This window comes from Roseimaritima sediminicola (assembly GCF_009618275.1).
Classification (GTDB): Bacteria; Planctomycetota; Planctomycetia; order Pirellulales; family Pirellulaceae; genus Roseimaritima; species Roseimaritima sediminicola.
In genome coordinates this window covers 1-15,224 of record NZ_WIAD01000019.1, presented here as the reverse complement: position 1 = coordinate 15,224, position 15,224 = coordinate 1, and the positions used below count along the sequence as shown (strand labels likewise).

The following is a 15,224-nucleotide window of genomic DNA, read 5'->3' as shown; positions in this document are numbered from 1 at the left end:
TCGGTGGGCCTGTTTCCTTGAATCGGTTCGTTACCGGCGGAACACCACGAACAAGGGGGTCGCTCGGGACCACTGGAACAATCGGCACAATCGGCGTGAGTGCGAAGGTCCTCCTGTCCCGCACCGCTGGTGGGTCCCGAGCCCCATAATGGTTGACATGGTTGGCCGGACTGGTAGGTTGGGTAGGTTGTGCCGTGGATACCGGCCACGCCGCAGCCGCGGCTGTGGCTCGGGGAAGGAGCCCTCCCGAAGTTCCCCTGTGTCAGGCCAAACGCCATGTCCGGACCACGCTTGTCGAGTCAGCCCGCAGCGTTTTCGGAGCACGGAGGTCCGCAGGATCCTACGGCTGGCTTTCTGGGCTGCTCCGCATGGGCCCGGCGGATGCGCGAGCAGATCACGCGGGTCGCCCCCTCGGCCAGCACGGTTTTGATTCAAGGCACCACGGGAACGGGCAAGGAGTTGATTGCGCGCTGCCTGCACCAGGTCAGTCCTCGCTGCAATTCGGCATTCGTGCCGGTCGATTGCGCCTCGATCAGCGGTCCGCTTTGCTCCAGCCAACTGTTCGGGCATGTCAAAGGTGCGTTCACCGGTGCCGATTACGCTTCGCTGGGGTGTTTCCGAGCGGCTGAGGGCGGCACGATCTTTCTGGATGAAGTGGGCGAGCTGGAACCGACCATTCAAGCGATGTTGCTGCGCTGCCTGCAGGAACGCTGCGTCGTGCCCGTGGGCAACCACGACCCGATCCCGGTGAATGTACGCGTGATCGCGGCGACCAACCGTGATCTGGGCCGCGAGGTGCACGACGGAAATTTTCGCTTGGACCTGCTGTATCGGCTCCGCGTCGTCACCCTGGGCACGATGCCGCTGAGGGATCGCCCGGAGGACATTCCGCTGTTGGCCGAGCAGTTCCTCGAGGACTTGGCCAGCGAGAACGGGTGGCCGGCGAAATCGCTGTGCGCGGCCAGCCTGGACCGCTTGCTGGACCACGACTGGCCCGGCAACGTCCGCGAGTTACAGAACGTGCTCGAATCGGCCGCGATCCTCTCCGACGAGGACGTCATCCAGCCGCAGGCGCTGCGCATTCATCGGTCGCCGCTGCGGGGACCGCCCGCACCGCACTGCTTGCCGGCCGGCCAAGCCCAGTCGCACCCGGTTGTGCCCACGAAAGCGATGGCCAGCGATCCCGTGACGGCCGGCGGCGATGCGAGCGCGAGTGATCGACAAGCATCTGCGCGCTGGCGGACGCTGCCGGAGGTGGAAGCGGAGCATATCAAGCGGACATTACAGGCCGTGGGATACAACCAAAGCGCCGCGGCCCGGATGCTGGCGATCGACCGGCACGTGTTGGCTCGCAAGATGAAGAAGTACGGTTTGCGAAAACCCGGGACGTCTTAGCGAGCCCTTCTCGGCTCGCGCCGGGCGTACCGAGTCGGCGGGGCGTTGGTGCGAAAGAAGCCAGCGGTCTCTGGCACACAATACCCCAGTTGTGGCCTGTTGTGTCCCCCGGCGGGCGCAGCGAACGGGCCCCCGGACGACGGTTCGATGTTTTATCTCCTTATTCCACCAGTGGTTAAACACCGCTTTCTGGTTTGCCGCAGCGTGGTGGACCGACACTTGCTTTTGTGCTGTATACGCGTCGCGTGCGTTGTATCAGCCTGCAAGGAAACCACTCTGTGACATTGCCGTCAGTCCAAGCCGTGATTGTGGATGGACGACCGGACGATTACCGCACCGTTGACGAGACCCGTCCGGCGAATGTTCAGCTGCACTTTTTAGACAGCGGCCGGGCGGCATTGCAGTTCGCTTTGTGCCAGCCCGTGCAGTTGTGGCTGGTCAATATGCATCTGCCCGATGCGACTGGCGTGGACGTGCTCGGTTCCTTGCGGCCGCGCTTTGTCGGGGCGCGGTTCTTTCTGGTAGCCGATCGCTACGTTGCTGCGGAGGAACGGCAGGCTCGAGGGGTAGGTGCAGCTGGCTATTTATGTAAACCGCCTCAACTGTGGTGGTTGGATCCGAGCAAGACCATCGATGGGAAACATCCGGCAGCCGCACCTTCGGTGGATTCGCCTCCCGCTTCTCAACCGCTTTCCGTACGTCCAGAACCACCCTCGCGGAGATCACCCGAATGAATGTTTCACCTACGGACCGCCGTCGTCAGTTCCTATCACGCTTCGCCTCTCGGCGGAGTACAGCCCGTCGGGCTCGCGTTCGCTCGCAGCGCCGGCTTCTGGTCGAGTCGCTCGAGTCGCGACGCTTGCTCGCGGTCAGCTTTTCCGGAGCGCCGGACTGGATCGCCCGCGGGCCTTCGCCCAGCAATAATGGTCAGGTCGAGAATATTCCCAGCACCGGTCCGGGAGCCGATCCGGTGGCCGGAGCGATCCATACGTTGGCCCTGCATCCCACCGACGCCGACATCGCTTATTTGGGAGGAACCAATGGCGGCGTGTGGCGGTCGACGGATTTCACCGCGGCCAATCCCACCTACGAGCCGTTGATCGACCAGTTCCGCACGCTGTCGACCGGAGCATTGGAGTTTGATCCGACCGACGCCACGAACAACACGCTGGTTGTGGGCATCGGTCGGTTCAGCAGTTTCGGACAAGCCGGCGGCGATCGCACGGGGATTTTGCGGACGACCGACGGTGGCGATACCTGGACGGAACTGGGCAACACGCCGGTCGCCGGACTGCAGGGCGTGAACGTGTCGGGCGTGGCGCCACGCGGCAACACGATCCTGGTCAGCGGCAACAACGCGGGCGTGTATCGAACGACCGATGGCGGGGCGAGTTTTCAGCTGTTGTCCGGTACCAATGGCCTGCCCTTCGGCAACGCTTTCGACCTGGTCAGCGACCCGACCAATAACAACCGCTTGTATGTATCCATTGCCGGGGTGGGCATCTTCCGCACCGACGACCTGGGCAACACCTGGGTCAACGCGTCGACCGACGCTGCTTTGACGGCGGCATTCACCGCTGGCAGCAACAACAACGCCGAGATGGCGGTGTCGCCGACCAGCGGTCGAATTTTTGCCAGCGTCCTGCAAGCGGGCCGGTCTAATTACATCGGCTTCAGCGACGATCTGGGAGCGACTTGGACGGAGATGGATCTGCCGGTGTATCTCCAGGGGGCAATCGACATTACCAACGCTACCAATACCACGCCTATTGTGATCACCACGGCGATCGCGGCACCCTATCGCAATGGAGACCTGTTGCGCATCAACGACGTGATGGGCAATACGGCGGCCAATGGCGAATGGACCGTCACGCCGGTGCCTAATACCAACAACCAGTTCACCCTGAACGGCAGCGCCGGCAACGGTGCTTACGTCGCCAGCGCAGGCGATTTTGCTCGCGAGCTGGCGCGGTTGAACCCCTCGCAAAAACCCGGCGGCCAGGGAGCGATTCATTTCTCGATCCGCGTCGATCCCACCAACGACGACATCGTCTATATCGGCGGCGACCGGCAGGATTCGCCCTTCCCGAATCCCGTGGGCGCGACCGATTTCTCGGGCAATCTGTTCCGTGGCGACGCCAGTGTTGCTGCGGTGGATCCCGGGGCCACCAACAATGAATTCTCGCCTCAGTGGGAACATCTGACCCACCAGCAGAACGCCGGTTTTGTCGGCGGTGGCACGGCATCGAGCAGTTCGCCGCACGCGGACTCGCGTGAGATGCGCTTCCGCGCCGACGGGGTCCTTGTGGAAGTGGACGACGGCGGCATCTACTTTCGCACCACACCACAGAACAATAACGGCGATTGGTTTTCGCTGATGAGCGACGCGACTGGTGGTTTGCAAGTCACCGAGATGCACGACGTTGCCTACGACAATCACTCCAACATCATCATCAGTGGTAACCAAGACACAGGGACGACCGAAGAGATCTCCACCGGCAGCCTTAGCTACCGCAGCGTGTCGACCGCCGATGGTGGCGACGTGGCGGTGGACAATTTGATCGGTGGTGGGCTGTCGCTGCGCTATAGCAGTTTCCAGAACCTGGGCGGGTTTCGCCGCCGTGAATTAAACGCGGCCAACGGGGTGGTCACCAATGTGGCCGTCGGCTTGGCCTCGGGCGGCGACCCCGTACCGACCGGCCAGTTCGTCACGCCGATTGCCGTCAATGAAGGGGCTCCGAATCGACTGATCATCGGAGCCGGAAACGGGATCTACGAATCCACCGACCGAGGCGATAACGTTGCCAGAATCAGCACCAGCGTTATCAGCTCCAACAACGCGATCGCCTACGGTACGGTGGGCAACCCCGAAGCGTTGTACGTGGGCGTCGGAGGCAATGTGTTGGTGAGAACGGTCGCCGCCGGTCCGCTGAACGCGACGGCTGCGTTGGGCGGTGGGTTTGTCCGCGACATCGACATGGACCCGGACGACTTCATGCACGCAGTGGTCGCCACCGACACGCAGGTGTTTGAAACCTTCGATGCCGGAGCCACGTGGACCAATATCAGCGGCAACCTCTCGGATCCCCGCCTGCAGACCATCGAACTGGTGACGCTGGACGATGGCAGCCAAGCGGTGCTGGCCGGTGGACGTTATGGCGTGCATCGGATGCTCAGCACAATCCCGAACGTCTGGACGGAACTGGGCAGCAATCTGCCGAACGCACCGGTTTGGGACATGGACTTTGACGAGGGCGACAACCTGCTGGTCGTCGGAACGCTGGGACGCGGAGCGTTCGTTGTGGACAACGTTCGACAGGTGCTCGAGGAAGCCCCGGTGCTGACAATTTGCGGCGACGAGAACCATATCAATCAGGACGATGTCTTCCGATTGGTCCGCAGTGCTGCCAATCCCCTGCTGTTGGATGTGTTCCTGAACTCCGCCCTGCCCGTGGCTACGGTCCCGTTGGCGGCCATCATGCAGATCAATGTCTTCGGCGTTGGCGGCAACGACGAGTTGATTGTCGATTCGACCAACGGCCTGATCGATGTGCCCGAAGGCATTCGCTACAACGGCGATGGAACTTGCTCTACCGAGCCGAACTTTCCTGTCGGTTCGTTCCTGCCACCGATCGACGATGTGATCACCCAGGTCGGCTACGATCGCGGTTTCGACGTGCTGACCATGCACACCGATGATCTGACCGTAACCTACGATAGTGAAGCCGTGGGCGTGGGCCAATTGCCGGGTTCGGGACGACATCAAATCCTCGACGCCGGCGGCCAGCAGACGGTCTGGTTTGAGGAACTGGAACCGGTGGTCAGCAACGTTGCGGCTGTCGATTTCTCCGTTAGTACGGTTCCCACCCTGGCCAGTTTGCTGCAGGACGACAACCAGGTGACTTACGCCGAAGCAACGATTCTGGGTGCACCGGCAGCACGGATCACGATCGACCAGTTCGAACCGATCGAATTCGTCAATAAGACCAATCTGTTGGTAAACCTGGGCGAAGGGGATGACGTTTTTGTCGGCGATCATGCCGCGTTGCCCACGGGCTTGGAGACAATCGAAGTGCTCGGTGCGGCCGGCAACGACACGATGCGTTTTGATGCGGTGGCCGATGCCTCAGCCACGACGTTTCAATCCGTGCAGCTGCGTGGCGGCAGCGGCGATGACGTATTGGATGCTCGCAATGTATCCGTGGATACACCGTTCTCGATGTTTGGTGAGGAAGGACGCGACACCCTGGTCGGTGGTTTCGGCAACGATGTGCTGAGCGGCGGTGAGGGCGACGATTCCTTGGCCGGGGGTGACCCACGTGGCGATGGAGCGAACCCTCGCATTGGCAACAATATCTACCTTGGCGACCAAGGCGTCGACACGTTGGCAATCTTTGCGACCGACCACGAACTGCCCACTGACGACCAATTGGAACTCTTGCAACTCAATGCGTCCAACCTGACCCGAGTCCTAAATGGACTGTCCGCATTCGAGTCGTTGACGGGCATCGAGAATGTTCAAGTCGATCTGTTCGCCGGCGATGATACGGTACGTCTGGAGATCGCTGACAACCTGTTTTCCAACGCGAGTAATGTTGCGACCGTCGTGCCCCGATACCACATTCGCGGTGGCGATTCGCGCGTCGGCGACCGCTTGGTGGTCGTCGACAATGGTTTGGGCGACACCGTGCTGCAACGCTTATCTCGCACGCCCGATGCGGGGACGTTTACGATCGCTCCGGATCACCCACAAGCCGTTGGCGAACGTCTCGTCCCGCAGGTGGTTTATGAGAATGTCGAAGTGGCCATCGTCGACGGGGCTGATCCGCTGACCGGCGCGACCGGCGTCGATGCGAGCGGACGCTGGATCGTTTTTAAACCAGATCCCTTCGAACCCAACGATACGCTGCCCAGTGCCACATTCCTGGGAGCCAACACCACAATTAATTTGGACCCCACCATCGATGGCGCCAGCGGCGATGATCGCGATTTCTATCAGGTCACCGCGGCCACGACCGGCACGCTGGATTACCGCTTGTATTTCGAGACGCTGGGAACCCTGGCCAATGGACGCAGCGGATTGCCGGGCGGGGGAACGCTGGCCGCCACGGTTTACGATTCCGATGGGAACGCGTTGGGCACGGCCACCGACCTATTCGACGCCGCCGGCAACCTTGTCGGCCTGCGACTGACCCACGGGGCCGTGGAAGACCAGACGTATTACCTGCGCGTCGAGGGCGTCGACGATGCGATCAATGTCTACAACGTGACGGTTGAAAACGAAGCCGCTCCGGTGCCGGCGATCGTCGACCTGCAGGCGGCTTCGGATTCCGGGCGTCACGACAGCGACGATGTGACCCGGATTGCCACCTCCACCTTCGACATCATCCTGGACGACGACCGTCTAGATACGTTCCTGAATCTGAACCTGTTGCCCGATACGACCGATAACGATACGCCCGATGCCGCTTTTGACTACGGCGTGGAAGTTTTTAACAACGAGGTCTCGATCGGCTTTGCGTTCTACACCGGCGTGGGCAACACGTGGCAGTTCACTGCGGCCGCGGGCGACCTGATCGAAGGGCACAACAACTTCATCGAAGCTGCGGTGTGGGTGCGCGACCGGGCTGTGCCGGACCAACTCGGACGCGGCGCGATGGGCGGCATACTGCAGGTGACGCTCGACACGCTTCCTCCGGCCCCTCCGACCGTGCGTTTGGATCCGGCGACCACCGATACGGGCGTGGAAGGACATCCGCTGACCATCGTCGATCGGATCACCAGCCAGACGGCACCGGGGTTCGTCGGCCTGGCCGAGGCGAATGCCATCGTGCGGATGTGGGCCGATGGCGCTCCGGTATCGCCGTTGGTGGTCAACGCTTCGGATGTCTACCAAGGGTTGACCGTCGCGGCGCCTTTGGACGGTGATGAAGCCTTTCCCGCCGGGCTGTGGCGACACAGCGGCGCCTTCGACTTGAATGATCCTTCGGCGGGTTTTCCTTTCGACGGACTGCGACAGATCGCGGTGCAAGGCGAAGACTTGGCGGGGAACCGCGGTGAGTATGGGTTCCTGGACGTCTTTGTGGACACGCAAGGACCGCAGGTCACCGACGTATTCATCACCGACGCGCCGGCTTTCGACCTGTTCGATGTTAAACCGACCGATGGACCGACGCCGGTGATCGATTCCCTGACCGTGTCGGTGCAGGATCTGCCCAATCGCGTGGCGGCTTTCTTGTACGACGCCCTGCAAAGTGGCGTAGCGGGCAACCCGGCAGAGAATCCCGCCCACTATCAGGTGGTCGGTGATCACAACGGTCGCATCGATATCACCAGTGTGACGTTCCTGCCCGATCCGCTGCTGCCGGGCAGTCCCGCCACGGGCAGCCTACGTATCGACTTCGAACGCCCGCTGCCGGACGATCGCTATACGCTGACGATCTCCGATGCGGTCGTGGATCCGGCGGGCAATGCGCTCGACGGAGATGCCGACGCGGCCGAACCCAGCGGTCTGCCCACCTTCCCCAGCGGCGACGGTCAGGCCGGTGGTGATTTTGTGGCGCGTTTTACCGTCGACACGCGAGCGGAAATCGGGGTGTTCGCGCTGGGCAGCGTGTACATCGATACCAACGGCAATAACCAGTTCGATCCCGAAGGCCTCGGCGGCGACGATACCAACGAGGACATCGTCTACAAGCTGGGCTTCCAAACCGACTACACCTTCGCCGGCAACTTCGTGGCCGGTGCGGGCGACGTGGCCGACGGTTTCGACAAACTGGCCACCTACGGCCAGGTTGCCGGACAGTTCCGCTGGATGATTGATACCAACAACAACGGCGTGGCCGATCAGGTGGTCTTCGAAACGACTCAGGTCAACGGACGTCCCTTCGCCGGTAACTTCGACGGCAATGCGGTCAACGGTGACGAGGTGGGGCTGAAGGATGATGTGGTTTGGTATCTGGACACCGATCACGATTTCGAAGTCGATCTGGCACTGGCAGGCAATATGGAAGGGCTGCCCATCGCCGGCGACTTCGATGGCGATGGCCAGGATGATCTCGGAGCCTGGGCCGACGACGTGTTCTCGCTGGACCTGGCCGCCGACGGCCTGGACGGCTTTACCGACGTCCAGTTCACCTTCGGATTTCCGGGCGTGCGTGAGTTGCCCGTGGCCGCCGACTTCAACGGCGACGGTATCGACGATATCGGTCTGTACAACCCCGCCGCCGAGGGCGTGGCACCAGGCGAACAATCCGACTGGATGATCCTAACCAGCCAGGGCGATCCGCTGGCGGCGCTGGACCAACAGTACGGTTTCCAGTACAGCACCAGCACGTTCTTCAACGCCTACGGTGCGCAGGAAAAATGGTTCTTGGATGCGTCGAACCAGTGGTTCTTCATTCTTCCCAGCGGTGAAGTCTATGACTGGGACAATACGGTCGGCGTGGCTCAAGGAACGCTGATCAAGACGGTCGATCCGGCGGCCTACACGGACTTGGACCGTTTGGTGCTGTCGATTGAAAACGGCGGCAAGCCGGTGGTGCCGGTCACCGACCGGATCGTCGCCGATCCGCAGGGCTTGCTTGGCAACGTCGTGCACTTCACACCCGAGCCGTTCGGTCCGGACATCTTTGCGAGTTTCGGTGATGAGCAAGCGCTGCCGGTCGTGGGCAACTTTGACCCGCCTGTGGTGCCGGCCACCGGGACGGGCGAGACGGTATCGGTTGTGGGGCTGAGGGCGACCAATGGCCAGAACGCTTACGACGTCAACGGCGACGGGGCGGTGAATCCCCAAGACATACTGATGGTGCTGAACCACCTGAACCGTTACGGCATGGGCCCGTTCGCGGCCGGAGTGACGATGGAAGCGGGCGGGGTGCAGCGCGGCGGGATGATGCCCGACGTGGACGGCAGCGGCCGAATCGAACCGTTCGACATGCTGCGGGTGGTGAACGAAGTGAACCGGTTGGCGCGTGTTGGCCGGGCCTACTCGCCACAGGGCGAAGCGGCGAAGACGGCCGAATCCCTCGACATCGACGCCGAGGTCGCCGCAAACCTGTACTCAGCCGCGGATGAACTGGCCGTGCTGGACGCTGGCGGCCGCGTCGAATCGGCTGCGCCTTACTGGCCCGGCGAAACGCTTGATGTCGCCACTTCCGAAACCCAAGAAGCGGCGCAGCGCGAGTTGGACGCGACGCTGACGCTGTTGGCCTCGGAACGCTGAATCAACCCGGCAAACTGCAATCGTCCACCTTCGAAGCGGAGGTGGTCGGGAGTCGTGAAAATCGGAACAGTCAGAAAAATCCGGAAAATCCTTGTAATCCCCCACCTAGTTGATCAACGTAGTCACCCCCTCTAGTTGTGCGCCCCCCCGGCTCCGGAGCTTGATATGACCGTCCGAAAGCGTTCTGTTCGTCCCACGCGACGTGCCCTTCGAAGAAAGCTCCACACGACGCTCGCTGGGGAGCAGTTAGAGGACCGGCGGTTGTTGGCGGTGGTGTTGCCGGAATTGACCGTCAGCACGGTCGAATCTCAACTGGTCAATGCGGGATTTTCAGCGTTGCTGTCGTCGATTCCCTCTTCCTCGCTGAACGCGACACCGCCGCAGGACATCTCGGTGATGTACCACGCGTTTCCCCAGGAAGCCAATGACGTCAAGGTCTCCGGCGATCTGCTCAATCTATTCCTGTACATCAACGAACAGAACGACGACATTTTCGTGCAGCGGAACCTGCCGGCGTTTAACGACGACCTGCTGGAGGATTTTAAGTTTACGGTGGAATTCATTGCCGGCGTGGAGATTCCGGCCGCGCATCTGCTGGGCTTGGACTTTCCAGATGTGGAAGCGATTGTGCCCAACCCCGACGCCCTGTCTCAGTTCCTTCCGTCGGAGGTGCAACAATTGTTCGAGGCGGCCGATCAGGTTCTGAACACGACGATCTTTCCGGAACTGGAAGTCTTCGACACGACGATCATTCCTTCTTTGAACGTTGGTGACTTAATCGGTGGCGTCATCCCCGGACCGGTGGATGATCTATTAATCAAAGTCGTTGACATCCTGGGCGGTGGCAGTCGCGGTGGCATCCAACTGCATCTCTTGGATGGCAACGACACGGCCGACCTTTCGGAATTGTCCGGCGTCGTCCAGGAAGTGTACGGCGGGATCGGCAACGACGTGTTGATGGGCGGTGGTAGCACCGACCCGATCGAGGTTTTGGGCGTCACCCAGATCGCGCCGCCGGTCAACCCGCGGATCGCACTGTTCGGCGGTGAAGGCCGCGACAAGCTGGTGGTGAATAACCGGTTCGATGTGGTGGACTACCGCGTGCACGGCGGTTCAGGAAACGACTTGCTGGTCGTGCCCGGCAGTGATTTTAACGACATCATTCGCATTGTCAGCGACGCTAGTGGCAACCTGCAGCGGATCGAGTACTTGGCGCCTAGCTCGACCGGCGGAGCGGCTCAGAACGAAATTCAAACGGTGGCGTTGCCGGCTGGCGCGACGGGCACCTTCACGCTGACCTTCGATGGCCAGACGACCGGGCCGATCGCTCACAATGCCACCCCCGGCGATGTCGAAACGGCTCTGGCAGCCCTGACGTCGATTTCCGGGGTTACCGTGGGCGGCGTGGCCGGCGCATGGACCGTGGAATTTGATGGGGCTGGGCTGGCCGCCATGGACCAACCCAACATGGCTGCCAACGGAACGAACCTACTGGTCACCGGCGGCACCATCGTGGTCGACCCGACCGTGGTCGGTGGTTCGGTACTGGACAACGAGATTCAACGGGTGGCGTTGCCCGCCGGGACGACCGGCGGTCAGTTCGCATTGCAATTGGGGGCACAGACCACAGCGCTGTTGCCCTACAACGCCGATCCCAGCGCCGTGCGGGCAGCGCTGGCCGCGCTGCCGGCCGTGGGCGGGACGAACAACGTTTCGGTGACCAGCCCCAACGCTTTGGGCGGACCCTGGGACATCGAGTTTACAGGGGCTCTCAGCGGGACCAACCAGCCCACCTTGACCACGGCCAATTCCAGTCTGGTCGGCTTCGCCGCCGGTTCTTCGGTCGCCACGACCACCAACGGTGTGTTGCAAGTGAACGAGAAGCAGAGTGTCTCGTTCGATGGCACCACGGGGACGTTCACGCATACGTTCGGAGGCTTTACAACGCCGCCCATCCCCGTGGACGCTTCGCCGCTGGCGATTCAGAACATCCTGACGGACCTGCCCTCGATCGGTGCCGGGAATTTGCTCGTCACCGGTGCTGCGAAGAATTACGTCCTCGAGTACACCGGAGCGCTTGGAGGGACGGATCAACCACTGATTGGAATTGATACCAGCGGCTCGAACACGACCTTAACCGTACGGACCAACAACAACCCGCCCGCCGTTGCCGGCGTCGACGAAGTCCAAACGATATCGGTCACTCCGGCGGCTAATGGCGGTTCGTTTAACCTGACTTTTAACGGCGAAACGACCAGCCCGATCGCCTACAACGCTGCACCCTCATCCGTCCGCTCGGCCCTGGGGGCTTTGCCATCGATCGGTGGGACGCAGAACATCGACGTCTCTGGCGTGGCTGGCGGGCCCTACACGGTAACCTTCGTCAACGATCTGGGACTCGATAATCAACCGCTGATCTCGATCGATGACGATCTGATCGCCACGGCTCAGAACCTGAGCGTCACGACCACCCAGCCCGGTGGCACGCCCACCAACGACGTGCAGACCATCACCCTGCCCGCCAATGCCGTCGGTGGCACGTTCTCCCTGGCCGTCGGCGGGGTGCCAATCCCAGCCAATCTGCCGGCCAACGCCACAGCCGCACAGGTTGAACTTGTGCTGGAAGCATCCCCGGCGCTGAACAATGTAACCGTTACCGGCGGCAGCGGCGGCCCCTTCACGGTGGAAGTCCTGTCGCCCAATCCCGGCACGCCAGCCCCGATCATCAGTGGGAACGGAGCGAACCTGACGTTGATGGGGACGAACCTGAACATTGTCGAGACCCAGTTCGGAGCCTCGGCCGGCGACCAGTTGTTGGTGACGACGACGATCACCGAACTGAGCAGTATCGAGCAACTGCAGATCGATCTGGAAGGCGGCGATGATCGCGTGATCTTCCAAGGGGTGCCCAAATTCTTCAACAACAATCCGATCTTCCAGCAGGGCATCTTCGTCGATGGCGGTGGCGGGACGGACGTGATCGAGATGCAGTCGCTCGATGCCACGCCCAACTTCCAAGCTCCGATTTTTCCAGACGATGTGGCCGCGACGCTGCAGTTCGATGGGCAAGCCATCCAGTTTGCCGACGTCGAAGGCGGGCTCGAATTCGATGCCCAGGGCAAAGCCGGAACGGTTTTGGTTTCGGGAACCGACGCGTCCAACGATATCCGCTTCCGCAGCCTCGGCGGTGGTGAAGCCACCTTCGCCAACGATGGCCAGGTTACCATCACGCTGCAAAACTTCCTGGCGCCCAGCACCGTCAACATCAACGGCGAGCAGGGCGAGGACACCGTTTCGCTGTTCCTCGGCGGCAACACCCAGTTCTCGCAGTTCAACGTCGATGGCGATGGTCCCGATGGTGCCGATTCGCTGCGGATCGAAGGCACCGCAAATGCCGATGCCTTTGTGTTGACGCAGGACGCAGCCAATCCCAAAAACGGGGTGATCGGGATCGATGGTTTGGTGACGGTCAATTACACGCTGATGGACGACCTGAGCTTCATCGGCGATGGCGGGGTGGACAGCCTGACGGTGAACGAGCCGAGTGCGGGCGGCAACGATACCGTGCTGTTCAGCCCCCAGGTCGGTAACGGCGGCGGGTTTCAGTGGGTGACGCAGGGCGCTACACCGGACACCGCGGTCGTGTACGCCCCGGTCGAGTATCAGAGTCTCGAGATGCGGACATTCAATACCGGCACCGGGGTCGACGTCTTTGCCGCTTCGACCGACGACCTGCCCGGCGTGAACAGCAGCGCCACGGTCGTCGGCGGCACGGGCTCGTCCACCATCACCTTTGGCGATCAACAAACGACCTTTCTGCACGACACTACCGATGCCGACACCATCAGTATGGAAATCGGTACGGACGTCGATGACGTGAACGTGACGCCGGGAGCGGGCGTGACGATTGCCGTCAACACGGCGTTTGGCAGCGACACCCTGAGCTATCAAGTGGGCGGTGGCAATGTCACCTGGGACATCCCGGCGCAAACGATCCGTCAACCGGGCCTGGGCGATGTGCTTTATACCAGCTTGGAAAATCTGGTTCTGGTCAATCCGCTAGCGGCAGCCAGCGACCTGAATGTGCTGGGCGGCGTCAGCGACGAGCGGTTGATGTACCTGCCGCTGACCCCCACCGGTGGCCGCGTCGAACACTCCGACGCGACCGTCCCCGTGATGACGTTTGACAATTTTGGTGGGACCTTCACGGTCGACGCTGGGGGCGGCTCGGCCGATGTCCTCTCGACCGTGGCCACCGCCGCCGATGACCAAATGATCGTGGACATGGCCGCTCGAACGGTCAGCGTCGTCGATTCGCTGGGGACCGCTCGCAAGCCGGTCACGCTGGCGGCAAGCACCGAGATCGCGGTCGCCGATGCGTCCAGCGGCGATGACCAGGTGTTGGTGGTGGCCGATTCCGGAGCCACGTTGCAGGTTCAGGTCGAAGGCGGCGGACCGCTGGCCAGTGACCGCCTGGTTGTCGAAGACGTTGGTCCCGGCGACCTGATCCTGCACCGTGAATCGCATGATCTGCGAGCCGGTTCGGTCCAGGTGGGTATGCTGCCACCGATCGTGTATGAGCAGATCGAACGCGTCGACATCCTGCCGCTGAATCCCATTACCGGCGGTACCGGTGCCGACGGTGCCGGACGTGTGGTGGTTTTCCACGCCGATCCGTTTGAGCAGAACGACAGCCTGGTCAATCCCACCGAAGTGCCCGATCTGTTCCAGTCCACGGTCAAAGCGAACATCGGTTTTGCCGCCGCGGTCAATCCCTTTGCGACCGGGCTGAACCTGCCTGGCGATGAAGATTGGTATCGCTTCCGAGCACCAAAGATCGGCACGTTCAGTTTCGAAGTCCTGTTCGATCGCATCGCCGGTCTGCCGGGCGGCGGCGAATTGAATGCGGCCGTCTACCGCGCCGATGGAACCTTGATCGCCGCCAGCACCGACGTGGCCGATGGCGACGTGGTCTCCTTCAGTGCTGATACGTTGACGGATTATCATCTGCGGGTAACCGGGGCGACCGACAACGCAATCAATATCTACGAGATCAACCTGGTCGAAGTCGATCTGGTCGGGCCGCAGGTCTACGATCCCGACGGCGCCGGACCGCTGCAAGCGATCCAGATCCCCACCCATCCGCAGTACAACCTGTTCGGTCTGAAAGGCAGCGATGGCCAGACGCAAGGCCCCACGCCGGTGGTTAACAGTCTGGTGCTGAATCTGAGAGATATTCTGAATCGCGAAGATCGATTGCCGGCGGATCTACTGGGCCGCGCTGTCCCCAACGGTCGGGCTCCCGGTGATCTGTATCCGGCACTGGATGAACTGGTGGCCCAGCGACTGGGGCACTTCGAAGTCCGTGGCGACCATTCGGGACTGGTCGCTATTGAATCGGTGCGCGTGGTCAACGCCACTCCGGTCGAAGGCCAGATCGCTACGGCGACGGTGGAGTTGGTGTTTGCCGAACCGCTGCCCGATGATCGCTACACCCTGACCATCCGCGACACGCTTGTCGATCCCGCCGGCAACGCCTTCGATGGTGAAAGCAACGCCGCTGAACCCAACGGCGCCCCGACGTTCCCCACCGGAGATGATCAAG

Annotated in this window: 4 protein-coding genes; all 4 read left to right on the top strand. The window is 61.8% G+C overall.

Features of this window, described 5'->3' with window-relative positions:
- Nucleotides 1-276: 276 nt before the first annotated feature.
- Complete coding sequence (locus GE027_RS11205; protein ID WP_153557287.1) at nucleotides 277-1,395, top strand: sigma-54 interaction domain-containing protein; 1,119 nt, start codon at nucleotides 277-279, stop codon at nucleotides 1,393-1,395.
- 245 nt (nucleotides 1,396-1,640) lie between these two features.
- A complete protein-coding gene (locus GE027_RS11200; protein WP_153557286.1) occupies nucleotides 1,641-2,129 on the top strand; it encodes a response regulator in 489 nt (162 codons plus the stop codon).
- Entirely contained in the window at nucleotides 2,126-9,619 is a 7,494-nt protein-coding gene (locus GE027_RS11195; RefSeq protein WP_153557285.1) for a dockerin type I domain-containing protein, read from the top strand. The genes GE027_RS11200 and GE027_RS11195 overlap by 4 nt, the downstream gene beginning before the upstream one ends.
- Nucleotides 9,620-9,784: 165 nt before the next feature.
- The coding region (locus GE027_RS11190) for a beta strand repeat-containing protein (RefSeq protein ID WP_153557284.1) at nucleotides 9,785-15,224 on the top strand (5,440 nt) is incomplete at its 3' end.

Coding starts and splice junctions, on each gene's coding strand:
- GE027_RS11195 (WP_153557285.1), top strand. CDS start 2,126: ATGAATGTTTCACCTACGGACCGCCGTCGTCAGTTCCTATCACGCTTC.
- GE027_RS11205 (WP_153557287.1), top strand. CDS start 277: ATGTCCGGACCACGCTTGTCGAGTCAGCCCGCAGCGTTTTCGGAGCAC.